Source organism: Mycobacteroides abscessus ATCC 19977 (assembly GCF_000069185.1).
Taxonomy (GTDB): domain Bacteria; phylum Actinomycetota; class Actinomycetes; order Mycobacteriales; family Mycobacteriaceae; genus Mycobacterium; species Mycobacterium abscessus.
Genome location: NC_010397.1, coordinates 1,909,649 through 1,934,365, shown reverse-complemented (window position 1 = coordinate 1,934,365; position 24,717 = coordinate 1,909,649). Strand labels below are relative to the sequence as shown.

General features: G+C 65.4%; 22 protein-coding genes and 1 other RNA gene. 8 read left to right on the top strand and 15 right to left on the bottom strand.

Going from position 1 to position 24,717, the window contains the following annotated elements; genetic code table 11:
• Positions 1-4 precede the first annotated feature (4 nt).
• Complete coding sequence (locus MAB_RS09910; RefSeq protein ID WP_005085293.1) at positions 5-469, bottom strand: RDD family protein; 465 nt, start codon at positions 467-469, stop codon at positions 5-7.
• A gap of 141 nt (positions 470-610) precedes the next feature.
• Here MAB_RS09910 and glnA point away from each other — a divergent pair, with 141 nt between their 5' ends.
• The 4 genes from glnA to MAB_RS09890 all read left to right on the top strand — a co-directional run bounded on the left by glnA (position 611) and on the right by MAB_RS09890 (position 3,968).
• Complete coding sequence (glnA, locus tag MAB_RS09905; RefSeq protein WP_005074864.1) at positions 611-2,047, top strand: type I glutamate--ammonia ligase; 1,437 nt, start codon at positions 611-613, stop codon at positions 2,045-2,047.
• A 136-nt stretch (positions 2,048-2,183) separates the two neighbouring features.
• Positions 2,184-3,062 (top strand): glyoxalase III HchA, encoded by an 879-nt coding sequence (gene hchA, locus MAB_RS09900; RefSeq protein ID WP_005093269.1) that lies wholly within the window; start codon positions 2,184-2,186, stop codon positions 3,060-3,062.
• A gap of 38 nt (positions 3,063-3,100) precedes the next feature.
• Positions 3,101-3,511, top strand: coding sequence for a DoxX family protein (locus MAB_RS09895; RefSeq protein WP_005093268.1), 411 nt, complete (start codon positions 3,101-3,103; stop codon positions 3,509-3,511).
• Positions 3,512-3,545: 34 nt separating this feature from the next.
• Positions 3,546-3,968 carry a DoxX family protein gene (locus MAB_RS09890; RefSeq protein ID WP_005090769.1) on the top strand — a complete coding sequence of 141 codons (423 nt, stop codon included), beginning with the start codon at positions 3,546-3,548 and terminating at the stop codon, positions 3,966-3,968.
• Here the strand turns inward: MAB_RS09890 and MAB_RS09885 are convergent.
• Positions 3,952-4,893, bottom strand: coding sequence for an endonuclease/exonuclease/phosphatase family protein (locus MAB_RS09885; protein WP_005085283.1), 942 nt, complete (start codon positions 4,891-4,893; stop codon positions 3,952-3,954). The genes MAB_RS09890 and MAB_RS09885 overlap by 17 nt on opposite strands.
• Before the next feature lie 51 nt (positions 4,894-4,944).
• Between MAB_RS09885 and MAB_RS09880 the strand changes: the two genes are divergently transcribed.
• Positions 4,945-5,448: a nuclear transport factor 2 family protein gene (locus MAB_RS09880; RefSeq protein ID WP_005060706.1), complete on the top strand. Its 504-nt coding sequence runs from the start codon at positions 4,945-4,947 to the stop codon at positions 5,446-5,448.
• Positions 5,449-5,457: 9 nt separating this feature from the next.
• Here MAB_RS09880 and MAB_RS09875 read toward each other — a convergent pair whose 3' ends face one another.
• From MAB_RS09875 to MAB_RS09860, 4 genes are all read right to left on the bottom strand, one after another.
• Positions 5,458-6,747 (bottom strand): sensor histidine kinase, encoded by a 1,290-nt coding sequence (locus MAB_RS09875; protein ID WP_005085279.1) that lies wholly within the window; start codon positions 6,745-6,747, stop codon positions 5,458-5,460.
• Entirely contained in the window at positions 6,744-7,454 is a 711-nt protein-coding gene (locus tag MAB_RS09870) for a response regulator transcription factor (RefSeq protein ID WP_005060701.1), read from the bottom strand. The genes MAB_RS09875 and MAB_RS09870 overlap by 4 nt, the downstream gene beginning before the upstream one ends.
• 37 nt (positions 7,455-7,491) lie before the next feature.
• Positions 7,492-8,034, bottom strand: a complete 543-nt coding sequence (locus MAB_RS09865; RefSeq protein WP_005060698.1) for a hemophore-related protein — start codon at positions 8,032-8,034, stop codon at positions 7,492-7,494.
• Between the two features lie 161 nt (positions 8,035-8,195).
• A complete protein-coding gene (locus MAB_RS09860) occupies positions 8,196-8,645 on the bottom strand; it encodes a MarR family winged helix-turn-helix transcriptional regulator (protein ID WP_005085276.1) in 450 nt (149 codons plus the stop codon).
• Positions 8,646-8,708: 63 nt separating this feature from the next.
• On the opposite strand from MAB_RS09860, the gene MAB_RS09855 reads away from it, so the two are divergent.
• Positions 8,709-9,077, top strand: coding sequence for a VOC family protein (locus MAB_RS09855; RefSeq protein WP_005093265.1), 369 nt, complete (start codon positions 8,709-8,711; stop codon positions 9,075-9,077).
• 3 nt (positions 9,078-9,080) lie between these two features.
• Here MAB_RS09855 and MAB_RS09850 read toward each other — a convergent pair whose 3' ends face one another.
• The 6 genes from MAB_RS09850 to MAB_RS09825 are packed head-to-tail and all read right to left on the bottom strand — an operon-like array spanning position 9,081 to position 18,266.
• Positions 9,081-9,416, bottom strand: a complete 336-nt coding sequence (locus MAB_RS09850) for a hemophore-related protein (protein ID WP_005093264.1) — start codon at positions 9,414-9,416, stop codon at positions 9,081-9,083.
• 11 nt (positions 9,417-9,427) lie between these two features.
• A complete protein-coding gene (locus MAB_RS09845) occupies positions 9,428-12,406 on the bottom strand; it encodes a bifunctional [glutamine synthetase] adenylyltransferase/[glutamine synthetase]-adenylyl-L-tyrosine phosphorylase (RefSeq protein WP_005110447.1) in 2,979 nt (992 codons plus the stop codon).
• Positions 12,403-13,743, bottom strand: coding sequence for a glutamine synthetase family protein (locus tag MAB_RS09840; protein ID WP_005067488.1), 1,341 nt, complete (start codon positions 13,741-13,743; stop codon positions 12,403-12,405). Before MAB_RS09840 ends, MAB_RS09845 begins: the two co-directional genes overlap by 4 nt.
• 19 nt (positions 13,744-13,762) lie before the next feature.
• The gene (locus tag MAB_RS09835; protein WP_005110445.1) at positions 13,763-15,304 is read right to left on the bottom strand and encodes an alpha/beta hydrolase; all 1,542 of its coding nucleotides are present in this window, start codon (positions 15,302-15,304) and stop codon (positions 13,763-13,765) included.
• A 35-nt stretch (positions 15,305-15,339) separates the two neighbouring features.
• Positions 15,340-16,869 carry an alpha/beta hydrolase gene (locus MAB_RS09830; RefSeq protein WP_005085261.1) on the bottom strand — a complete coding sequence of 510 codons (1,530 nt, stop codon included), beginning with the start codon at positions 16,867-16,869 and terminating at the stop codon, positions 15,340-15,342.
• 23 nt (positions 16,870-16,892) lie between these two features.
• Positions 16,893-18,266 carry a WS/DGAT/MGAT family O-acyltransferase gene (locus tag MAB_RS09825; protein ID WP_005093260.1) on the bottom strand — a complete coding sequence of 458 codons (1,374 nt, stop codon included), beginning with the start codon at positions 18,264-18,266 and terminating at the stop codon, positions 16,893-16,895.
• 181 nt (positions 18,267-18,447) lie between these two features.
• Here MAB_RS09825 and panB point away from each other — a divergent pair, with 181 nt between their 5' ends.
• A complete protein-coding gene (gene panB, locus MAB_RS09820) occupies positions 18,448-19,326 on the top strand; it encodes a 3-methyl-2-oxobutanoate hydroxymethyltransferase (RefSeq protein ID WP_005085258.1) in 879 nt (292 codons plus the stop codon).
• Positions 19,327-19,336: 10 nt separating this feature from the next.
• Here the strand turns inward: panB and MAB_RS09815 are convergent, their stop codons facing one another.
• Positions 19,337-21,139, bottom strand: coding sequence for a fatty acyl-AMP ligase (locus MAB_RS09815; RefSeq protein ID WP_005085257.1), 1,803 nt, complete (start codon positions 21,137-21,139; stop codon positions 19,337-19,339).
• A 272-nt stretch (positions 21,140-21,411) separates the two neighbouring features.
• Here MAB_RS09815 and MAB_RS09810 point away from each other — a divergent pair, with 272 nt between their 5' ends.
• Positions 21,412-22,851, top strand: coding sequence for a CYTH and CHAD domain-containing protein (locus MAB_RS09810; RefSeq protein WP_005110443.1), 1,440 nt, complete (start codon positions 21,412-21,414; stop codon positions 22,849-22,851).
• On the opposite strand, the gene MAB_RS09805 is transcribed toward MAB_RS09810, so the two are convergent.
• Positions 22,852-24,276, bottom strand: a complete 1,425-nt coding sequence (locus tag MAB_RS09805; protein WP_075864261.1) for an RNB domain-containing ribonuclease — start codon at positions 24,274-24,276, stop codon at positions 22,852-22,854.
• A gap of 17 nt (positions 24,277-24,293) precedes the next feature.
• Positions 24,294-24,698, bottom strand: an RNA gene (gene rnpB / locus MAB_RS09800) — RNase P RNA component class A.
• Positions 24,699-24,717: the final 19 nt, after the last annotated feature.

The following is a 24,717-nucleotide window of genomic DNA, read 5'->3' as shown; positions in this document are numbered from 1 at the left end:
GCGCTCATCGCACACGAATCACGACAGTGCGGGTCACCCGGTCATGGAGACCGCGGCCATCAATGTCGGTGATCAGTGGCGGCACGATCAGGGCGATCAACAGATTCCGGATGAACGCCCGGCCGATGCCGATAGAGTCGGTTCCGTCGGCGGGCGCCACCTGCAAACCCGCCATGTACTGCCCAGGAGTGAATCTCCACAGCCGCACCGCCAGCACGCCGATACCCAGCCAGGTGAGCAGTTGCGCCGAGGAAAGGCTGGGCGACAACAGGTTTCCCTTGACAAAGAGCAATGCCAGACCACCGGCGATCAACCAGTCGATCAGCAGCGCCAGCAGCCGTCGTGAGAGCGGCGCCGCCGACCCGGGGCCGCTTTCGGGCAGACCAAGCCGCTCCCCCGGATACCGAGAGTTGCCCGCGCCCTCCACCGAGCCGGGCCCCGACAACCATGAACCCAGGTCTCGCGCCATACTCACAGCGTAAATGCCAACCGATCCGTGGTTACGCGTAACATCCGCGCAACATATGGTTGACCGGCGGGCAACACCGGCTCCATAGGTTCGCATCGCGCGGTCATTATCCGTGGCACAAGAGGGAAAACAAGGAGAAGCATGGCGTTCAGTAGCCCCGACGAGGTATTCAAGTTCATTGCCGACGAGAAGGTCGAGTACGTGGACGTCAGGTTCTGTGACCTGCCGGGCGTCGTGCAGCACTTCTCGATCCCGGCTTCGGCCTTCGATCAGAGCGTTTTCGACGACGGCCTGGCGTTCGACGGTTCCTCGGTCCGTGGTTTCCAGTCGATCCACGAATCGGACATGCTCCTGCTCCCCGACATCTCGACCGCGCGCGTCGACCCTTTCCGCGCCGCCAAGACGCTGAACATCAACTTCTTCGTGCACGACCCGTTCACCCGCGAGGCCTACTCGCGTGACCCTCGCAATGTCGCCCGCAAGGCCGAGCAGTACCTGGCCAGCACCGGCATCGCCGACACCTGCTACTTCGGCGCCGAGGCCGAGTTCTACATCTTCGACTCGGTGACCTTCGATTCCAAGATGAACGGCACCTTCTACGAGATCGACTCGGAGTCGGGCTGGTGGAACACCGGAGAGCCCTACGAGGAGGACGGTAGCCCGAACCGCGGCTACAAGGTCCGCCCCAAGGGCGGCTACTTCCCGGTGGCCCCCTACGACCACTACGTCGACCTGCGCGACGAGATGTCGACCAACCTGATCAACGCCGGGTTCACCCTGGAGCGCGGCCACCACGAGGTGGGCACCGCCGGCCAGGCCGAGATCAACTACAAGTTCGACACGCTGCTGGCCGCGGCCGACGACGTGCTGCTGTTCAAATACATCATCAAGAACACCGCCTGGGCCAACGGCAAGACTGTCACCTTCATGCCCAAGCCGCTGTTCGGTGACAACGGCTCCGGCATGCACGCGCACCAGTCGCTGTGGAAGGACGGCAAGCCCCTGTTCCACGATGAGGCCGGTTACGCCGGGCTGTCGGACCTGGCCCGCCACTACATCGGCGGCATCCTGCACCACGCCCCGTCGCTGCTGGCGTTCACCAACCCGACGGTGAACTCCTACAAGCGTCTGGTGCCGGGCTACGAGGCCCCGATCAACCTGGTGTACAGCCAGCGCAACCGCTCCGCGTGCGTGCGCATCCCGATCACCGGCAATAACCCGAAGGCCAAGCGTCTCGAGTTCCGTTGCCCGGACAGCTCGGGTAACCCGTACCTGGCGTTCGCGGCCATGCTGATGGCAGGCATCGACGGCATCAAGAACAAGATCGAGCCGCTGGCCCCGGTCGACAAGGACCTGTACGAGCTGCCTCCCGAGGAGGCCGCCGGTATTCCGCAGGCCCCGACCAGCCTCGCCACGGTGATCGACAACCTCGAGAAGGATCACGAATACCTCACCGAGGGTGGCGTTTTCACTTCCGACTTGATCGAGACCTGGATCTCGTACAAGCGCGAGAACGAGATCGAGCCGGTCAACATCCGGCCTCACCCGTACGAGTTCGCGCTTTACTACGACGTGTAAATCGGCTCTAGGACAAGGCCCCCGGGAAAGCCTCCCGGGGGCCTTGTCATTTTCTGACTCACGGCACGGAATACCGCGGGTCGGCGTAGGTTGAAAGTAGACGTCCCGTCTAACTTTTCAAGGAGCGTGGAATCTCATGCCTGACGCAGCCGACGAACTGAGTAGAACCCCCGTCCCAGACCCGGCCGAGGACAATGCCTACTTCCCCTCCCCGTACTCGCTGAGCCAGTACGTGCCGTCCAAAACCGACTTCACCGGTGTTCAGTACGAGAATGCCTACACCGGTGGCCGCTGGAAGATCCTCATGATCGCCACCGAAGAGCGCTACATGCTCATGCAGAACGACACCATGTTCTCGACCGGAAACCATCCGGTGGAGATGCTGCTGCCGTTGCACCATCTGAAGGCCGCGGGTTTCGGGATCGATGTGGCGACGGTCTCGGGCAATCCGGCCAAGCTCGAGCTGTGGGCCATGCCACGCGAGGACCAGGCGGTGCTGGACACGTATGCCGAGCTCTCCGCCAAACTCAAGAAGCCACAGAAGCTTTCACATATCATCGCCGACGCCCTGGGGCCCGATTCGGACTACCTGGCGGTCTTCATCCCCGGGGGCCATGGCGTACTGCTGGGCATCCCCGATAGCGAGGAAGTCCGGACCGTGCTGGACTGGGCGCTCGAATATGACAAGTACGTCATCACCCTCTGTCACGGTCCCGGCGCACTGCTCGCCGCCGGCCTGGACCGGGACGAATCCCCCTTCCGCGGATACAGCCTGTGCGTGTTCCCCGATGCGCTGGATACCGGTGTGAACATCGAAATCGGTTACATCCCAGGAAAAATGCCGTGGCTGGTCGGTGAGAACCTACGCAAGCAGGGCGTCACGATCCTCAACACCGGTATCACTGGGCAAACCCACGCCGATCGCAAGCTACTCACCGGCGACAGCCCGCTGGCATCGAACAACCTGGGACTACTGGCCGCCGAGACCCTGGTGAAGGCGGTCACCGAAGGGTAGACAGGAATAAAGCGGACCATGGTCCTATTGTTAGACACATGGCTCCCGCTGATATCGAAAACAAGCTCACCGCGCTGACGCCGATCACCTTGTCGGCGTTCCGGGTCGTGACCGGATTCCTGTTCTTCTTGCACGGCACCTCGCACCTGTTCGGCTGGCCCCTCGCCTCGTATCTGCAGCCTGTCGGCACGCTGCCGTGGTGGGCCGGAATCATCGAGTTCGTTGGTGGCGCGGCGATCGCCCTCGGCATCGGCACCAGATTGGCCGCCTTTGTGGCATCCGGCGCGATGGCGGTCGCGTACTTCACCTACCACCAGCCCGAGGGTCTGTTGCCCATCCAGAACAGCGGCGAGGCCGCCGCGCTGTACAGCTGGAGCTTCCTGCTGCTGGTGTTCACCGGTGGCGGGTCCCTGTCCCTAGACCGATTCATTACCCGAGCTAAGCGCTAAGTTGTTACGCCAGAATTGGTTTAGCATCCTGACCATGGCATCCTCCAGCACGCCCAGCTCGGTCGCCAAGCTCGACGGCGCCACCCCCATTGTCCTGTCACTGTTCCGTATCGTCTTCGGGTTACTGTTCACGATCCATGGCACGGCGATCCTGTTCCGCTGGCCCGACCTGGCTTCGATGCCCCCTGTCGAGTCATGGTCACTGGGCTGGTGGGCCGGCGCCATCGAATTCCTCACCGGCGTCGCGATTCTGTTCGGCGCAGGCACCCGGATAGCGGCGTTCATCGCCTCGGGCACCATGGCGTTCGCCTACTTCACTCAGCATCAGCCGGAAGGCCTGCTGCCCATTGAGAACAATGGCGAATTGGCCGCCCTGTTCTGCTGGGGCTTTCTCCTGTTGGTTTTCACCGGCGGCGGATCGCTGTCGATCGACGCGGCACTCAAGAAGAAGAGTTAGGCACGACCACCGTGGCGATGAGCGCCCGGTGGTCGGTGCCATAGATCTCCTCGGTGCTCACCGACGTCGCGGTCGCGCCGCGGGTCAGCACGTGGTCGATCCCGATCAGCCTGGTGTACCAGTGGCCTTCACGCCAGGTCGGTAGCCAACCGCCGCCGGCTTGGTCCACGGCATCGGCGAAACCACCGGTAAGGATCTGCCGGAACGCGAAGTGGTCGTAGGTGGCGTTAAAGTCTCCGCCGACAATGACTTTGACATCGGCACGCAGCGCATGCAGCTGTCGTCCCATGGTATCCAACTCGGTGAGCCAGCCCGGTGAGCTCATGTCCTTCTCCGGGGGGCGGGTGTGCGCCGCGACCAGCATGATCGGTCCCGCGCCGGGAATTTCGGCCTCCGCCCAGATCTGTCGCATAGCGAATCCCTGGTCGTCCTGATGTACCGGGGTCAGCGGATATCGACTCCAGATCCCGGTGCCCAGCGCCATCGGTTCGGCGATGGTGTACGAATACGGGAGCGCCGAATCGATACCCGCGGCAACAAGTTTGGCCCGCGCCTCGGGTGTGAGCTCGTTAATGGTCACCACACCCACATCGTGTTCACGGATCGCGGCCACCACTGCCCCGGCATCGCCGGCACCGACGCGCAGGTTGGCCTGCAGCACGGTGACGGTGGTTCCCTCGGCGGCGCTGTCGGGCAAGTACATCGGCGCGATGGCGAGGGCCTGCAACGCGATCACCACCACCGCGGTGAGCACGCCCCACCACTGCCGGACCACCAGGAAGAACACCAGCCCCAGGATCGCCAATAGGCAGGTGGGCGGAAAGCCGGCGGTGAGCCCGATCAGGGGCGACCAGCTGGACCGCACCCAACGCGAAGCGATGGCCAGGATGGCCACGACGGCCAGCAGCCAACCCAACGCCCCCACGGCGGTCCGTCCTCGCACCTCAGGGACGGTACCTTATGGCAGTCTTTGAGCATGCCATCCTTTACCCGCGCCGAGCTCGAAGAAGCGTTCGCGCAACACCAGGCCACCGTCCATCGCTGCATCGAAACCGGCGATTGGAACCCATACGCCGAGATGTACACCGAGGATGCTCTGTACATCGAGCACGTGGTGGGCCGCCTGCACGGTAAAGAGGCCATTCGGCAGTACATCACCGCGGTCATGGCGGAGTTCCCCGGCAACCACATGCCGAGTCTGCCCGCCACCTGGACGGTCTTCGACCCCGAAAAGGGTTGGGTGGTCTGCGAAATCGACAATGTGATGAGCGATCCGGGCGACGGCCAGCATTGGGGTGAGCCGAACCTGACCGTGCTGCACTACGCCGGAGACGGGCTGTGGTCGCAGCAGGAAGACGCCTACAACCCCGCAAACATGGTCAAGATGGTGCGGCGCTGGTGTAGGGCGGCCGAGGCTGCCGGCAATCTGCCCGACGAGGCCAGGGAGTGGCTCGCCAAATACGGGCCGCGCCAGAACTGATAGTCGCGTCTATTCCGCGGCGATCGTCAGCGTCGCCCGCAGCCCGCCCAGCGGGCTTGACGACAGCACCACGTCTCCGCCGTGCAACGCGGCCTGCTGCGCCACGAGTGCCAACCCCAGGCCCAGCCCGCCCGGCTTAGCGCCGGGGCCGCGTTCGAATCGTCCGAGCACCCGCTCCCGGTCGGCCTCGGGTAGGCCGGGACCGTCGTCATCGACCTCGATAACCAGCCGGTTGTCGATCCGATTTGCCGACAGCACAATATGTCTGGCTTCGCCATGGTTGATCGCGTTGCGCACCAGGTTGTCCACGGCCAGCCGCAGCCCGTCGGGCCAACCCAGCACCACACCACAGTCGTCCGCATGGACGGTGATCTCCGGCGCGTCGGCCCGGTGCATCAACGCATCCCCCGCCACCCGGTCCAACAGGTCTGCGATGTCCACCAGTTCGCGGTCCTCGGTCCTGGCGAGGTCGCCCGAGGCCAACTGGCCGAGCGCCGTGATGGTGGCCTCGACACGTCGCTGGGCGCGCTGCAGGTCGCCGATCACCTCGACACGTTCATCGCCCGACAAGTCGTGTGCGCGCAGAGTATCCAGGTCGGCGCGCATCGCGGTGAGCGGCGTGCGTAATTCGTGTGCCGCACTCGCGGCAAAATCACGGGCCGCCAGAAGAGATTTGGTGGTTTCGGACTGTGCCGCCGAGACTCGGCTCAGCATGGCGGCCATGGCCTCGGCAAGCTCCTCGGACTCTCGGGCACCGCGCACCGCAGCCACCTGCAGGCCGTCGGTATCGAGCTGGCGGGTCTGGTCGGTGAGCTGATGCAGCGGCCGCACCGCGCGCCCGGCGAACAGCCAGGCGAAACCACCGGCCAGCAGCATCGAAAGCACACCCAGGGCAATGAATACCGGGATCCCGCGGTGATTGACCAGTACCGTGTCCGACCGGGTCCCGAGCGAAATCACCGTCTGTTCTTCCGGGTTCTCGATGGTGCGCACCCGGTAGTTCACGTCGCCGACGGTCACATTCCGAGTGCCCAACGGCAGCCGTGGCAGCTCGACGCCCCGGAAGATCACCAGTCCTCCACTCTTGGTGTCACGGACCGTCAGCACGAATGTGGTTTCACCGTGCCGAGTGGTGGCTTGCACCGCATCGGTCAGCATGTCGAGACGCCGATCGAGCTGCCGGGTGTCGTTGCGCACCAGGGCAATACCGGCGACAATGCCGATCAGGGCGACCACCAGGCCGGCGGCGAGGAAGGCCGCCACCGCGACCCGGGTACGCAGGGACAGCGAGCGTTTCACGGCTCTTCCCGCATCACGTAGCCGACTCCCCTGACGGTATGGATGACTCGCGCGGCTCCCCCAGCTTCCAGCTTGCGGCGCAGATAGCTGACGAAGACATCGGCAACATTGGTCTCGACGTCAAAGTCGTACCCCCACACCAATTCCAGCAGCCGGGTGCGGCTCAGCACCACACCGGTGTTCTCGGCCAGCACCACCAGCAGATCGAACTCCCGCTTACTCAGCTCGACACGTTCTCCGTTGACAAAGACCAAGCGGCGCGACACGTCCACGGTGATCTGTCCGACGGTGATGGCGGAATCGGCGAGGCCGCCCGAACCGGCGCCGCGACGGCGCAGCAGCGCACGCAGGCGAGCCACCAGCTCGCCGAGGTCAAAGGGTTTGGTCAAGTAGTCGTCGGCACCGGCCTCCAAGCCGGCGATTCGGTCGTTGACGGTGTCGCGTGCACTGAGCACGCAGATCGGAATGTCGTTACCCAGGGCCCGCAGAGCGGTGACCACCGCAACCCCGTCCAGCTCGGGCATCTGCACGTCGAGTACCAGGGCATCGGGCTCATCGGCCGCGAGCTGGGTGAGCGCGTCGCGGCCATCAACGGCGACCCGGACGTCGAAACCCGAGTGGCGTAGCCCGCGGGCTACCGAGTTCCGAACGTCCGGGTCGTCATCGACCATCAACACCTTGTGACGGGCGGTAGTTTCCTGTGTCATCGCCACATAAGGCTAAGCCGCCCGCCCGGAGGTGTTGTTAGACGTCCTGCTGATCAACCACCGCGGCGACGTTCGGGGCCGCCTGCGGGGTATTGGCGGTTGCCGTCTCCGGGGCCGGCTGCTGCGGCGCGAAGGGGTTCCACGGCTGCTGCGGCTGCTCGGCGGGCGCGTTCTCCACGGCGGGCTGCTCGGCGGCAGGCGCCTGTCCCATCAGGCCGGCGGGCGCGGCCGGGGCGGCGTCATCGGTGTCCGCGCCGCAGCTGTTCTTGAGGCTCGTGAGCGGCTGACGGATCTTCTCCAGCTCGGCCTTGGCGGCGGGCTGGCCGTCGAGGTAGGTCTTGATGGCCTCACGACGCTGGCCCTCGGGCGCGCCCTTGGCAGCGTTGGTGATCCCGTCGTTGATCGTCGGGTTCTTGTCCAGGTAGCTCGCGACCTGGCTCGACACGGTCGAGTGCGTACGGGCGAATTCGGCGGCGGTGCACTTGCTCGGAGCCGCGTCGGCAGCACCCGCGAATGCCAGGGCGCTGGCCACCGCACCGGCGCCGACGACACCACTGAGGACAGCAGAGGTGAACTTCATGGAGTAACTCCTTGTTCAGCGTTACAGCCGGCGAAGTGCCGGCCCGCCCGGGACGCTATCGAGCATTGGTTGGACGGTCATGGCCTGAACGTTAAGAAACCATGAGAAGCGTGCTGAAAATTACAGTGCTGTAGTTCAGGAGGTCGGACACCCCGGGTGGACTAGGCACCGTCTCGCAGGGCATGAATCATGAGCCGCAACAGCCGGAAGGCGTCCGACTGTTCGGTCGTGGTCATGCCGGCCAGCATTCTGAGTTCTACGGAGCGGACCGCGGCACTCGCCTTCTGCAGGCTGCGCCTGCCCCGCGACGTGAGCCGGACGGGAAGCACCTTGCCGACGGGCGCTTCTGCGGGCCTGGTCACGTAGCCGTCTCGTTCCAGGTTCTGCAGCAGCACATTCATCGTCTGCCGTGTCACGAATGCCCCTCGTGCGAGCTCGGAGTTCGAAAGCCCCGGGCGTTGCGCCAACAGCTCCAGGCACGAGTAATGCGTGATGCTCATCCCGAGCGGCCGCAACACCTCCTCCATGGCCGTGCGCAAAGCGCTCGACGTCTCTTTGAGCAGGTAGCCCAGCGAGGTCTCCAAGTCGACACCCACACCATCTTGACTCATGTCAGAATTCTGACATACATTTATTCATGTCAGTAAGCTGACATGAATAAAAGGAGCGTTCCCATGCCGGTCACCGGTCCAGATTTCATCTCACTTCAAGCACGTAACCTCAGTGCGTCGCAAGCCTTCTACGAGCAGTACCTCGGCCTCGTCCGCTCGCCGGCAGGACCACCACATGCCGTCGTCTTCGAGACGAAACCGATCGCGTTCGCGCTACGCGATGTCATTCCCGGCACCGATCTCACGTCCGTCGCCCAGCCCGGCATCGGCGCCGCAATCTGGTTGCACGCCACAGACGTTCAGGCCATCCACGACGCCCTCGCCGCCGACGGCCACACCATCGTCTCCGCGCCGATCGACGGCCCCTTCGGCCACACCTTCACCTTCGCCGATCCCGACGGCTACCAGGTGACGCTCCACGACCGCCCCTGACGGTTAGCCGTTCGGCCAGCAGCGGTTCGTGAAGTCCCGCACCGGCTGACGGATCGCGTCCAGATCGGTCTTGGCCGCCGGATTCGCGTCGAGGTAGGCCTGCACCGCCTCATGTTTGGCCCCGCCGTCCCCCGGCGTGTTCTTCAGGGCATCGCTCATCGCGGTGTTGACGTCGGGATGGCGCTCCAGATACTCGGCGCGCTTGGTGGCCGCGACCGCGTCGAGCCGGGCTTCCTCGGAGACGGTGCAGTCACCCGGGCTCGCCTGGACCGGCGCCGCCACACCCAGAGTGCCGGCAACGACCCCGACAACCATGATGGTATGGATCTTGATCCGCATGAAGCAGAAAGCTACTCCCCGAAAACCCTCTGCACGACGGCTTTCGCACGCCTGGTCACCCGCAGATAGTTGTCCAAGAACTCGCCGCCGTCGTTGTCCGGCCAACCGGCCGCGGCGGCCACCGTATTGAGCAGCCGCCCGGGCCCGGGCAGCTGGTCGGTGGGCTTGCCGCGCGCGAGCACCAGCGCGTTGCGGGCATTGGTCGCCGTCAGCCATGCCTGCCGCAGCAGCTCGGCATCCTCGGTCTCGATGAGCCCTGCCTCCGCCGCCGCCCGCAGCGTCTGCAGGGTCGAGGTGCTGTGCAGGGACTGATGCTCGTGGGCGTGGCGCAGCTGCAGCAGCTGCACGGTCCACTCCACGTCGGCCAGCCCGCCGCGCCCCAGCTTGGTATTGGTGTTCGGGTCCGCACCCCGTGGCAGTCGCTCGGCATCGACCCGCGCCTTGATCCGGCGGATCTCGCGCACCGCGTCCTGGGCGATACCGCCGGCCGGATACCGCGTCTTGTCGATCATGTGCAGGAAGCGCAGCCCCAGATCCGAGTCTCCGGCGACGCTGTGCGCGCGCAGCAGCGCCTGCACCTCCCACGGCTGCGCCCACTGCGCGTAGTAGGTCTCGTAGGCGGCCAGGGTGCGCACCATCGGCCCGTTGCGTCCCTCGGGCCGCAGCCCCGTGTCGACCTGCAGCGGCGGGTCGGTGCTCGGAGCGCCGAGCAGCTTGCCCACCTTCTCGGCAATGGTCGCCGACCACCTGACCGCTTCGGCATCGGTGGCCTCTCCCCGCGCCTCGCACACATAGAGGACATCCGCGTCGGACCCGTAGCCCAGCTCACCGCCGCCCAGCCGGCCCATACCGATAACGGAGACGACGGCAGGCGCCTGTTCGCCCTCCGGAATGCTCGCCTTGATCACCGCGTCCAGGGCGGCCTGCAAGACTGCCACCCATACCGAGGTGAGTGCGCCACATACCTCCACCACATCCAGCAAGCCCAGCAGGTCCGCCGAGGCCACTCGTGCCAACTCCCGGCGCCGTAACGATCGCGCCGCCGCGATCGCGCGTTCCGGGTCGGCATGACGCGCCGACGAGGCAATCAGCGCCTTGGCAACCGAAGCAGGTTCCGCCTCAAGGAGTTTGGGCCCGTTGGGGCCATCGGCATACAGCTGGATCACTTCGGGTGCGCGCATGACGAGATCGGGCACATACGCCGAGGTGCCCAGGATCTGCATGAGCCGCTTGGCCACCGCGCCCTCGTCACGCAACGTGCGCAGGTACCACGTCTGGTCGGCCAGCGCCTCGCTCACCCGGCGATAGGCCAGCAGCCCGGCATCCGGATCGGGAGTATCCGCCAGCCAATCCAAAAGCGTTGGCAGCAGGATGGATTGAATGCGTCCCCGGCGCCCGCCCTCCTTGGTCAGGGCGGCCAGGTGACTGAGGGCGTGCTGCGGTTGCTGATATCCCAGAGCCGCGAGCTGGCGCACCGCCGCCTCGTTGGACAGCCCCAGGGCTTCCTTGTCGAACTCGGTGACCGATTCCAGCAGCGGTTGGTAGAACAACTTGGCGTGCAGACGAGACACGCGCAACGCCTGCCGCTTGATCTCGGCGCGCAGTACCCCGAGCGCGTCGTTCTGTCCGTCGGGACGCACATGCGCCGCCCGGGCCAGCCATCGCATGGCCTCGGTGTCCTCCGGCGCGGGCAGGGTGTGCGTGCGCTTGAGCCGTTGCAGCTGCAGGCGATGTTCCAACAGCCGCAAAAACTCATAGGATGCCGTCAGATTGGCACCGTCGTCACGACCGATGTATCCCCCAGCCGACAGCACGCTCAGCGCGTCGACAGTCGATGCCACGTGCAGCGACTCATCGGCCCGGCCATGTACCAGCTGCAGCAGCTGCACCGCGAATTCGACGTCACGCAGCCCGCCGGTGCCCAGTTTGATCTCGCGCTCACGTAGATCCGCGGGCACCAACGACTCCACCCGGCGGCGCATGGCCTGCACCTCCGGTACGAAATCCTCACGCTCACACGCGGTCCACACCATCGGCATGAGCGCGTCCACATACGCCTTGCCCAGGTCCGGATCGCCGACGGCCGGGCGTGCCTTCAGCAGTGCCTGAAATTCCCAGGTCTTGGCCCAGCGCCGGTAGTACGTGACGTGCGAGTCGAGCGTGCGCACCAGCGCCCCGGCCTTACCCTCCGGGCGCAGCGCCGCGTCCACCTCGAAGAAGGTGCTCGAGCCCACCCGCATCATCTCCCCGGCAACACGGGTGGTCAGCGAGTCGGCCTGCTCCCCCACGAAGATGACGTCGACATCACTGACGTAATTGAGCTCGCGCGCACCGCATTTGCCCATCGCGATAACCGCGAGCCGGGGTGGTTCCTGCCCCTCGGGAACCACCAGAGACACTGCCACGGCCAGTGCGGCCGTCAGCGCGGCGTCGGCCAGATCCGCGAGGTGTTGACCCACCACCGGGAACGGCAACACCGGTTCGTTCTCGACGGTGGCCGCCAGATCGAGCGCGGCCAGCACCAAGAGCCGGTCCCGGTAAGCGTCTCGCAGCGCCGAGATCGCGACGAACTCCGAGACCGACGCACGTCCGTCGATGGCGCCGACAACCTTCAAAAATCGCTCTTGCAGAGTCTCTTTGGACTCCAGTTCGACCTCACCGACCAGCAGCTGCCACCGGTCGGGGTGCGCCACCAGATGATCACCGAGCGCCAAGGACGAGCCGATCACCGACAGCAGCCGACCCCGCAGTGCGGTATTGGCACTCAACTCCTGATCCAGCGCGGCCCACTGGGGACCCATCTCCTCGCGCAGCCGGATCAGCGTGAGCAGCGCGGCATCGGCGTCCGGGGAACGCGATAGCGACCACAGCAGCGGCACATGCGCCTCGGTGGTCCAGCCCAGCTCTTCGAGCAGTGCCGCGGCCCGCGGATCGACAAGCCCCAGCCGCCCGACACCAGGGACCTTCGAACGCTCAGAAGATCGCGTCACAGACCCAAGTAGGCACGCAGTTCGAACGGCGTCACATTGCTGCGGTAGCGCGCCCACTCGGCCCGCTTGTTGCGCAGGAAGAAGTCAAAGACATGCTCTCCCAAGGCTTCTGCGACCAGCTCGGAGCCCTCCATCGCGATGAGGGCGTTCTCCAGCGTGCTGGGCAGCTCCTTGTAGCCCATGGCCTGGCGCTCCGCACGGGTCAGGCCCCAGACGTCGTCCTCGGCTTCCGGGCCCAGGGTGTAGCCCTGCTCCACACCCCGCAGACCGGCGGCCAGCAGCACCGCATACGTCAGATACGGGTTGCACGCGGAGTCCGGGCTGCGTACCTCGATGCGACGTGACGACGACTTGTTGGGCGTGTACATCGGAACCCGCACCAGCGCCGAACGGTTGGCCGCACCCCAGGACGCCGCCGTCGGCGCCTCACCGCCCTGCACCAGGCGCTTGTAGGAATTCACCCACTGATTGGTGACGGCGCTGATCTCGTTGGCGTGCTCCAGGATGCCGGCGATGAACGACTTGCCGACATCCGAAAGCTGAAGCGGGTCATCGGGATTGTGGAAGGCGTTGGTATCGCCCTCGAACAGGCTCATATGGGTGTGCATGGCACTGCCGGGGTGATCACTGAACGGCTTGGGCATGAACGTGGCATGCACGCCGTCGATGATCGCCACTTCCTTGACGACGTTCCGGAATGTCATCACGTTGTCCGCCATGGAAAGGGCGTCGGCGTACCGTAAATCGATCTCCTGCTGGCCGGGCGCACCCTCGTGGTGGCTGAATTCCACCGAGATGCCCATGGATTCGAGCGCGTCGATCGCATGCCGGCGGAAGTTGGGCGCGGCCTCGTGCACTGCCTGGTCGAAGTATCCGGCGTCGTCGGCGGGGATGGGTGCCGTCCCGTCGTCGGGCAGGTTCTTCAGCAGGAAGAACTCGATCTCCGGGTGTACGTAGCAGGAAAAGCCCAAATCGCTCGCCTTGGCCAGCTGACGGCGCAGCACGTGCCGAGGGTCCGACCACGACGGCGAGCCGTCGGGCAGTTTGATGTCGCAGAACATGCGCGCCGAGTGGTGCTTGCCCGCGCTCGTGGTCCAGGGCAGCACCTGGAAGGTCGACGGATCGGGGTGGGCGACGGTGTCCGATTCGGAGACACGGGCGAAGCCTTCGATGGACGAGCCATCGAAACCGATGCCCTCCTCGAAAGCGCCCTCCAGCTCAGCGGGCGCAATGGAGACGCTCTTGAGGTAGCCGAGCACATCGGTGAACCACAGCCGGACGAAACGGATATCGCGTTCTTCCAGCGTGCGCAGCACGAATTCCTTCTGACGATCCATGGGGAGAGTATGCCGCAGGTCAGCAGCGCACGTCTTTAGGAGGCACGGTGCCGTCGACGAAGTAGCGCGTCACCACGTCATCGACACATGCCTCACCGTTGAATGCGACGGTGTGCTGGGTGCCCTCGTAACTGATGAGCGATCCACCCAACTGGCGCGCCAGCGCCACTCCTGCCTCATACGGCGTCGCCGGGTCGTGCGTGGTGGAGATGACCACCACCGGCGCCAGGCCGGGAGTCGACGGGGTGTGCGGGGTCGACGTCGGCGGCACGGGCCAGAAGGCGCACATATCGCGCGGGGCGTAGCCAGTGAACGACCCGTAGCTCGAGAATGGGGCCTGCTCGCGCAGCGTCTTGTCGGCGGCCACCCACGGCGCGGAGTCCTTCGGCGTCGGCCCGTCGACGCAACGAATCGAGTTGAACGCGTCCTGCAAGTTGTCGTAACGCCCGTGATCGTCACGCTCCTGGTACTGGTCGGCCAGCCACAACAGGTCATCGGGTCCGCTGCCGTCCGCCAGGCCGGACAGACCCGAGGTGAGGTACTTCCAGTAGCGCGGGGTGTACATCGCCTGGATGGTGCCTGTGATGGCGTCCTGGTAGCTCAGCCCGCGCGGATCGTTGGTCTTGGCCGGTTTGGTCACCAGCGGATCGATCAGCTGATGAAAACGCTTCACGGCCTGGGAAGGGTCGGGGCCCAACGGGCACTTGGGGTCTTTGGCGCAGTCGGCGGCATAGTCGTTGAACGCCACCTGGAACCCCGTCATCTGCCGCACGTTGGACTCCACCGGGTCGATGGTCGGGTCGATCGCGCCGTCCAGAACCATGGTGCGCACGTTCTGCGGGAAATATTCGGCGTACTGGGTGCCCAGCTCGGTGCCATAGGAGTAGCCCAGGTAATTGAGCCTGGTGTCCGCCGCACCGGCCCCTACGATGCTCCTGACGATATCCATATCTCTTGCTGCCGAAGCAGTTCCGGCGTTGGCCAGGAAGTCGAGCCCCATCCGGTTCGCGCATTCGTTGACGTATTGGCGGTACACGTCCTCGATGTGGGCCACCCCGGCCTGGCTGTAGTCGGCCAGCGGCTCCTTGCGGAAGGCATCGAACTCGGCGTCGGTACGGCAGCGCAACGTCGGAGTGGAGCCGCCGACACCGCGCGGGTCGAATCCGACGATGTCGAAGCTCTGCCCGATCGCCGAATCACCGAGCTTGGCGCCCATACCGGCCGCCAGGTCCACACCCGATCCGCCCGGGCCGCCGGGGTTGACCAGGAGCGCACCCACGCGCTTGCCGGTGGCGGGCACCCTGAGCACGGCCAGTTCGGCCACCGCGCCCATCAGCTTGTCGTAGTTGACGGGCACCTTGACCTTGGCGCAGCGCGCGGTCGGGATGCGGCTGGTGTCGGTGACGAAGCTGTCGCACCCACCCCACACGACCTTTTGGTCGTAGAACGCCTGCAGCGACGGGCTCGGAGCCGGCAGCGGCGCGGCAGCCGCCGGGATCGCGGGGACGGCCGCCGTCAACATCAAGAAAATCACTGGCAACGCCCGGCGCATCCGCATCATGGGCCACATCGTGCCATGTCGCACCCCGAAAGGGATCAGCAGCGGGCGCCTTCGGGCGGAGTCGTGACCTTGATGAGATAGTCCTCGGCCGCCTTGTCGACGCACTGATTGCCGTCGAAAACGATGGTGTGCTTGGTCCCGTCGTAGGTCAGCAGGCCTCCGCCGAGCTGTTTGGCCAGTTCAACACCCGCCTGGTACGGCGTCGCCGGATCGTACGTCGTCGAGACCACCAGCAGTTTGGGCAGTCCGGCGGCGTGGATGGGATGCGGCTTGCTGGTCGGCGGCACCGGCCAGAACGCGCATACACCCAGCGGTGCGTTTCCGGTGAACTCACCGTAGTCCTGGAACGGCGCCACCTCACGGATGCGACGGTCCTTCTCGACGGCCTTGGCGCGATCCTTCTCCGGTGGCTCGTCGACGCAGTTGATGGCGGTCTGTGCGTCCTGCGCATGGCTGTAGTGACCATCCTCGTCGCGCTTCATGTACGCGTCGGCGAGCAACTGCAGGATATCGCCGGACCCCTCGCTGAGCTGGCGCAGCGCCTTGGTGAAGGCCTCCCACAGCGTGGGTGAGTACATCACCATGATGGTGCCGATGATCGCGTCGCTGTGCGACAGCCCGCGGCCGTCCTTGGTCTTGGCCGGATGATCGACCAGCGGATCGACCATGGCCCGGTACCGCGCGGTCGCCTGCGCCGGATCGGTGCCCAGCGGGCAGCTCGGGCTCTTGGCGCAGTCGGCGGCGTAATTGTCGAAAGCCTTTTGGAATCCGGCGATCTGGTCGATGTCCGCCTGGGTCGGATCGGCATTGGGGTCGATGACCCCGTCGAGGATGAGTGCCCGCACGTTCTGAGGGAACTCCTCGGCGTAGGTGGTGCCGATCCGGGTGCCGTACGAGTACCCCAGGTAAGTCAGCTTCTCGTCGCCCAGCGCGGCGCGCAGCCGGTCCATGTCCTTGGCGACGTTCACGGTGCCGACGTTGGCCAGGAATTCCAGCCCCACCTTGTCGACGCAGCGCTTCACGAAGTCCTTGGAGTCCTGCTCCATCCGGGCCACGCCCTCGGGGCTGTAGTCGGTGTCGTTCTGCGCGCGCAGCCGGTCGACGTCTTTATCCGAGTTGCACTCGATCGCCGGTGTGGAGGAACCGACACCACGGGGATCGAATCCGATGAAGTCGAAGCGATCGCGGATCTCCTTGGGCACCTGCTTGACGATGGCGGTCGCGGCCTCGATGCCGGACTGCCCCGGCCCACCGGGGTTCATCAGCAGCGACCCGATCTTGTTGCCCTTGGCCGGGTACTTGATGATCGCCAACCGCGCCTTGGCGCCGTCAGGCTTGGTGTAGTCGACGGGCACCTCGAGTTCCGAACACACCGTACTCGCCGGCACCGTGACGTTTTCGGGAGTGAAGCCGTCGCAATCTCCCCAACTCAGCGAGGTTTCCGACGGGTGTGCCGCCGTCGCCTCACCTTCGACCGACCGCACACAACCAGAGACGACGGCTACCACCGAGGCGAGAGCCAGTAGCGGCAACAGCCCAGGGCGACCAAGCCCACGCAACATCATGTCAGCCATGTTGCCATGCGAACTTAGATGCGAGCCTTTAGCTCCTCGAGCGCCACGCCGAAATCGTCGGTCAAGGTGCCAAGATCGGGCATCAGATCCGGGCACGAAATGAGCCCGACATTGAGCTTGCCGTCCAGCGACATCACCGTGACGGTGAGTGCCGCGCCGTGGAAGATCGGACCCAGCGGATACATGCCGATCACCTGAGCGCCCAAAAAGTACAGGGGCACTTGCGGTCCCGGCACGTTGGAAACCACCAAGTTGTGGATCACCGGATGACGATCGGCGAGCCGGATGCGGGAGTAGACCCGCATCGCCGTGCCGAACACCGCGGGAGCCGCGAATTGGCTCCAGTCCTGCAGCAGGGTCGCCCCGAGCACCGCGGTGTGATCCTTGGCGATGTTGTTTGCCGCAGCAATGGCGTTGAGCCGCTCAACGGGATCATCGACGTTGGTCTCGAGCCGAGAAAACATGCCGGACACCTGATTTCGGCCTGGCCGGTCCGACTTCTCGTGCACCGACACCGGCACCATGGCGACCAACGAGTTGTCCGGGAGCTCACCGCGATCATCCAGATACTTGCGTAGCGCACCGGCGCAGATCGCCATCACGACATCGTTGACCTTGACACCGAAATGGTTCTTGACCGTGCGCACATCCTCCAGGTCCAGCTGCGCGTACCCAACGTTGCGGCGGCTGGTGATCGTGGAGTTGAACGAGGTACGCGGAGCCGAGAAGGGTGCGGACATGGCCTCGCCTCGCTTGGAGCGCTCCAGCCACGCGGGAATCACCCCGATCGTCGCGGGCAGCAGCTTGGCGAATTTCAGTGGCCGCGAAGCCCATTTGAGGGCTCCCGTCACCGCGATCTCAAGGCTGTTGGCGCCGCCCACACCGGGCGCGGGCTCGGGCGCCTCGGCATCGGGTTCCAGACCGCACAGCGCCGACATCAGGTTGGCGCCGGTGACGCCATCGACGGAGGCATGGTGCATCTTGGTCATGACGACCAAGCGATTCGTGTCTCCGGTCTCGATGACCCACATCTCCCAGAGCGGCCGGGCGCGGTCCAGCGGCAGCGAGGCGATATGTCCGCACATGTCCGCGATCTCGGCCTTGCCGCCGGGCGCGGGCAGACCGACGTGATGCAGGTGACGGTCGATGTCGAAGTCGTCGTCGTCGACCCACACCGGGTGATCCAGATTCAGCCGGCTGTCGGCGAGTTTCTCCCGGAAGGACGGGATGCCCTCGACGCGTTCGGCCAGCTTGGTCCGCAGTTTCTCGAACGAGTAGCCACCAGGAATGGTTGTGGTGTCTAATTCCAGTACCCCGCACACATGCATGGGCTGGGTGGGTGTTTCCAGATATAGGAAACTGGCGTCCAATCCGGAAAGTCGCTGCATGTCGCAGATGCTAAGCGAGCCGGGTAGTGCGGCGTGCCTGAATGCGGGGACTCCCGATGTGACCAAGTCCACGCGATCGGATATTCATCTCCTCGCTATGCGGTGGCACACTGAACATCGTTAGAAACCCAGGGACCCGGATGGGCCTTGAGGAATTTCAAAACGATGAGGTGACTTCTTCATGTCCGAATCTGCCTTGTATGGCGCTGCTTCCGAAAAATCGACTGAGCCGCGTACGCAGCCTGATGCTCTTCGCGCAAAACGCTCATCGCAGACCCGTGTGCACCACTTGCAAAAGTGGAAGGCCGAGGGCCACAAGTGGTCGATGCTCACCGCGTACGACTACTCCACCGCGCGGGTATTCAACGATGCCGGGATTCCCGTTCTGCTGGTCGGAGATTCGGCCGCGAACGTGGTCTACGGATATGACACCACCGTGCCGATCACCATCGACGAGCTGATTCCGTTGGTGCGTGGCGTGGTTCGTGGCGCGCCCGAGGCGCTGGTGGTCGCCGACCTACCCTTCGGTTCCTATGAGGGCGGCGCCGCTCAGGCGCTCGCGAGCGCCACTCGGTTCATGAAGGAAGCCGGCGCCCACGCCGTGAAACTCGAAGGCGGAGAACGGGTTGCCGAGCAGATCGCCACACTGACCGCCGCCGGCATCCCGGTGGTGGCGCACATCGGGTTCACGCCACAGAGCGTGAACGGCCTTGGCGGATACCGAGTCCAGGGTCGCGACGACGCTGCCGCACAGCTCATTCACGACGCCATCGCGGTTCAGGAGGCGGGGGCCATCGCCGTGGTGATGGAGATGGTGCCGGCGGAGCTGGCCACACAGATCACCGGCAAGCTCACCATCCCCACCGTCGGCATCGGCGCGGGCCGGGAGTGCGACGCCCAGGTGTTGGTGTGGCAGGACATGGCCGGAATGACCAGCGGTAAGACCGCCAAGTTCGTCAAGCAATTCGGCCAGGTCGGTGCCGAGCTACGCAAGGCCGCCGAGCAGTACGCCGATGAGGTGGCTCGCGGAGTGTTCCCCGCTCCCGAGCACTCGTACTAAATCGAGATCGTCAGGCGCGCACGCCGAGTTTGTTGTCCAGGTACTCCTGGCGGCAGGCTCGGCGTGCGAGCTTTCCGCTGGTAGTGCGGGGAATCGCACCCGCCTGTACCAGCTGCACATCCGCGATCGGCAGGTTGTGGCGTCGCGAGACGGCGGCGCGGATCGCATCGATGATGGGCTCCGGCTCGGCCCGGCCCGCACCGGCGGCGCGCTCTGCCACGATGACCAGCTGCTCCCCAGATCCTTCGGCGGGCACCGAGAATGCCGCCACGAAACCACGGCGCACCGCGGGCGAGGCCTCTTCGACGGTGGCCTCGATGTCCTGCGGGTAGTGGTTGCGACCGTCGATGATGACCAGGTCCTTGACCCGCCCGGTGATGTAGAGCTCACCATCGAGGTACACGCCCAGATCGCCGGTGCGGAACCACGTGGCGCCGGGCTCGGTACCGGTGGCGTGGCTGCCGTGATCCAGCCGTGCCTGCAGCTTGTTGCGGAACGAGAAGTCCGTCTCCTTGGGCCTGCCCCAGTAACCGCGGCCGATGTTGTCGCCGTGCAGCCAGATCTCCCCAACCTCGCCGTCGGCCAGCTCGGTATCGGCGTTCGGGTTGACGATCACCGCCCACTGACTGCGCGCGATCTTCCCGCAAGACACCTGCGGCACCGCGTTCTCGTCGTCGGCCTCAACACGCACCGCGTGTCCGTCGCCCAGTGCCCGGCGGTCCAGATACACCACCGACGCCTCGGCGTCGGAGGGGATGGTGGAGACGAACAACGTCGCCTCGGCCATTCCATAGGACGGCTTGATGGTGGTCGGCGGCAGCCCGTACGGCCCGAAAGCGTCATTGAACTTGCGGATCGAGGAGATGCTGACGGGCTCGGAACCGTTGATCAGGCCCGCGACGTTGCTCAGGTCCAGCTCTTCGCCGTCCTTGGGCAGACCCCGCTCCGCGGCCAGTTCGAATGCGAAGTTCGGTGCGGCGGCAAAGGTTCGGCCCAGATGCCCCTCGGCGGCGAGCTCCTTGATCCACCGCCCGGGCCGTCGCACGAACGACACCGGGGACATCAGGGTGATCCGGCCACCGCACAGCGGGAACAGAATCATCAGCAGGCCCATGTCGTGGTACAGCGGCAGCCAGCTGACGCTGCGGATGCTGTCGTCCAGACCGACCGAGATGATCATCTGCAGAACATTGGTCATCACCGCGCGGTGCGTGATCTCGACGCCCGCGGGCACCCGGGTGGATCCCGACGTGTATTGCAGATAGGCGATGTCATCGGTATCCGGCGTCACCTTGGCGTAGGTGGCGGCCACCGAGTCGGGCACGCTGTCCACCGCCACCACGCGGGGGCGGCGGTCGCGCGGCAGACCGCGGACAAAACGGCTGACGGACTCGGCGGCGGCGTTATTGGTCAGCACCACCGTCGGCTGTGCGTCGGTGAGCACCGCGTCGAGCCGTTCAGAGTGGCCGGGAAGCTCCGGAGCAAACAATGGAACCGCGATGTTCCCGGCCTCGATGGCGGCAAAGAAACCCACCACATAGTCAATGCCCTGCGGGGCCAGAATGGCCACCCGATCGCCGGGCTTGGTTACTTGCTGGAGCCGCGCGGCAACGGCCCGAGAACGCTGGCCAAGCTGCGTCCAGTTGAGATCATTGGGTTCGCCGTCAGAGTTGGCGTTGAAGTCCAGATACCGGTAGGCGAACGTGTCGCCCAGCTCTTCCACGGCACGCTCAAGGTAGTAGTTGACGGTATAACCGTCTGGCAAGGTGATAGCACCTTTGCCGTCCAAGTACTCCTCAACACGCAACTTCATGGGTGACCTCGGTCTAGCTGTGAACACGACTGGCGTCCCATAAGGGGGACAATACCGACCAGGCAACACTCACACTCGGCACCACGCGCGGTGCGAAGCGAATATCGCATCCCAAACCGATACCCCGACCTTATGAGAACCCTAAGAGAATCTTAGATTACCCCGTGGCAAGTCGTGACCATTGTTTACCTGAATGTGGCACCGTGTCGCGTGCTCGCCCAGCTCGCACACCCCGAGCCTCCCGTCCCTTCGACCGTCAGGGCACACACCCCATGCCATCTCAACACGTCGAGGTCGAGCGGAAGTTCGACGTCACCGACGCGACAATCAGCCCCTCCTTTGAGGGGATCTCCGTCGTCGCGCGCGTGGAGCAGCAACCACAGCAAAATTTAGACGCTGTGTACTTCGACACACCCGGCCAGCGGCTGGCGCAGCACCACATCACCCTGCGGCGCCGCACCGGCGGCACCGATGCCGGGTGGCATCTGAAGCTGCCGGCGGGGCCGGACACCCGGACCGAGCTGCGTCTGCCCCTCACCGAGGACGATGACGCGGTCCCCGAAGAGCTGCGGGACACCGTGCTGGCTGTGGTGCGCGAGGACGAACTCGCGCCGGTCGCGCGGATCAGCACCGTGCGCCTGGTGTCGCGGCTGATCGGCGCCGACGGCGAAGAGCTGGCCGAATTCTGCGACGATCACGTCACCGCGGGAGACCTGAGCTGGCGGGAATGGGAGCTGGAGCTCTCGGGCGGCCCCGACATCGCACTGTTCGACCGGATTACCGCCCGTCTGCTCGACGCCGGTGCGGTGCCCGCCGGGCACGGCTCCAAACTGGCCCGTGTTCTCGACGTGCCCGAACGTGAGCGGCCCAAGGGCAAGGATTCCATCCAGCGGGCACTGCTCGAGCAGCTGGACCAACTCCAGGGCTGGGATCGCGCGGTTCGGGTGGACACTGACGACTCCGTGCATCAGATGCGGGTCACCATTCGGCGTATCCGCAGTCTGCTGCAGTCCAATCCCGAGCGTTTCGGTCTGGACACCAACCCGGAACCGCTCGACGAGTTGCGCCTGCTGGCCAACATCCTCGGGGTGGCCAGGGACGCCGAGGTGCTCGCACAGCGGTACGACGAGGCTCTCGCCGAGCTTCCCGACACGCTGATCCGCGGTCCGGTGTACGAGCGGCTGGTGGACGCGGCCAGACAGCGGTATGAGGCAGGGTTGCGCCGTGCGTTGGCGGCAATGCGCAGCCACCGCTATTTCCGGCTGCTCGACTCGCTGGACGAGTTGGTCGCATCGGCCGGCCCGGCGTCCGATACTCATCACTCCGATGAGGGCGGCACACTCGACGCCGCCTACCGCAAGGTGCGCCGCGCGGCCCGGGCCGCGGCGCGGGCCGAGGGCGAGTATCGGGACGAGGCGCTGCATCGCATCCGCAAGTCGGCCAAGCGGCTGCGCTATGTGGCCAGCGCCGAAGGTGCCAAGAAAATCTCCCAGGCCGCCAAGGACATTCAGGAACTACTGGGCGAGCACCAGGACAGCACGGTCAGCCGCGCCTATCTGGCCACCCAGGCCGCCGAGGCACACAGCGCCGGCGAGGACACCTTCACCTACGGAGTGCTGTACCAGCGTGAGCACGATGCGGCGGAGACGGCGCGCCACCAGGTGGAGGCGACACTGAAGGCGCTCCGCAAGGCGGTGCGTCACAAGAAGTGATCAGCGGCCGTCCGCCGGGAACCCGAATAGCACGGTCCTGGTGACGGGGTCGGCTTCACGCAGGGTGAGTTTGGCGCGCTGACCTTCGGGCGGATTGCCCTCGCACCGGGCAAGAATCGGCGGATCGCTCACGAAAACCTCCGCAGCCCGCTTCTTCTCGGCGCCTCGCAGCACCACCGAGTCGAAGGTCTGCCCCTGTTGCGGGGCCAGGATGTGGGCCTCGGCGAGATCCAGGCACGCCTGCTCCACCTTGTTGGCCAACGTGTTCGATTTCAGCAAGGACGATCGAATGTCGGCCAGGCCCTCGCGGGCCCATTGCGGCACCGGGGTGCCGGCGGACAGTGCCAGGCAGATTTCGGTGACAAACCGGTCCCCCAGCCTGCGCAAGGGTGCGGTCACATGCGCGTAGGGGGCGGCGATACCGGCGTGTTGAGCGGCCTGCTCGTCGGGACGTACACCGTCGAAAACCAGATACGAGGCACCCCGCAGCAGCGTCGTGGCCTGCGTCATCATCGCCAATGTGGTTGTGGCGCAGGGGTCTAGCGCGGCGAGCTGCTCCCCTATCGGTGTGTCGTTGGTCCATGGAACCCCGAGGGCCTCGGCGGTGCGGCGCATCCAGCGGCGCACATCGCCGTCCGCCGGCGGCAACGTACGCAGCATGCCGATCCCGCCGTCGAGCATGATCCGTGCCGCGCAGATCCCGGTGAGCAGCGATATCTGCGCGTTCCAGCCGTCGGTTTCGGTGCGCGCCTCGATGACGAGCTCCCAGTCACCGCCGGCGCCGCGCACCACATCCTGCTCGGGCAGATTGAGCTCGATGGCGCCCCTGGCTAGCCCGAGATCTCGTCTTTTGCGGCCAAATTCAGGGAGTACGGCCACGGCGGGATGCGGATTGCCCGCGGCGGCCGCGTCCTGAGCCTCCCGGTAAGTCAGCTGTCGCACGGATTTCACGAGGGCGCGCTGCACGGTCCACGCCACCGGGTTGGCATCGTGGTCGGTCTCGATCCGCCACAAGGCGGCGGGCCTGATCTCGTGGGGCAACAAGCTCGCCGAGCCCTCGGAGAACACCAACGGATGCAGCGGTACCGAACCATCGGGTAGGTAGATCGTCTCGCCGCGTTCACGTGCCTCGATATCCAGTGTGCTGCCGGGCTCGATCTGCGCCGCAACGTCAGCAATGGCGTAGTGCAGCAGGTAGCCGTCGGCGGTGCGTTCCAGGCGCAGGGCCTGGTCCAGGTCACGGGATCCGGGCGGGTCGATGGTCACCAGCTCCAGATCGGTGCGATCGACGCGTGCTGCGCGATAGCGGTCCACTGCCTGGGCAGCATCGCGCTGGGCTTCGGGGCTGAATTCTGCGGGCAACCCGAACTCGGTACGAATGCCGTCGAAGTTGAGGTCGCGAGCAACCAGTCGCTTCAACGTCACCGGTTCAGGGTAAGAGGCGAACGAGTTGGCCTGTAAGCCGGATCCTGTTCCGCACAGCCACGGGCTAGCCGCGGCCACGCGGCGGCGACCATCCATCTGGGTACACCGTCGCCGGGTACCTCGAGCGGCCTACCCGGAAGCTCGGGCGAGCAGCCCTCGAACACTTCCGCAGCTGTGCACGCACAGCCTTTTGGCCTTGCTTCGGGTGGGGTTTACCGAGCCGAACCGGTCACCCGGTCCGCTGGTGCGCTCTTACCGCACCGTTTCACCCTTACCACCACGAGTGGTGGCGGTCTGTTTTCTGTGGCACTGTCCCGCGAGTCACCTCGGATTGCCGTTAGCAATCACCCTGCTCTGTGAAGTCCGGACTTTCCTCGAACCGCGAGATTTCTCTCGTGATCCGCGGCCGCCCGGCCAACTCGTCCGCGCGGCCATCGTACT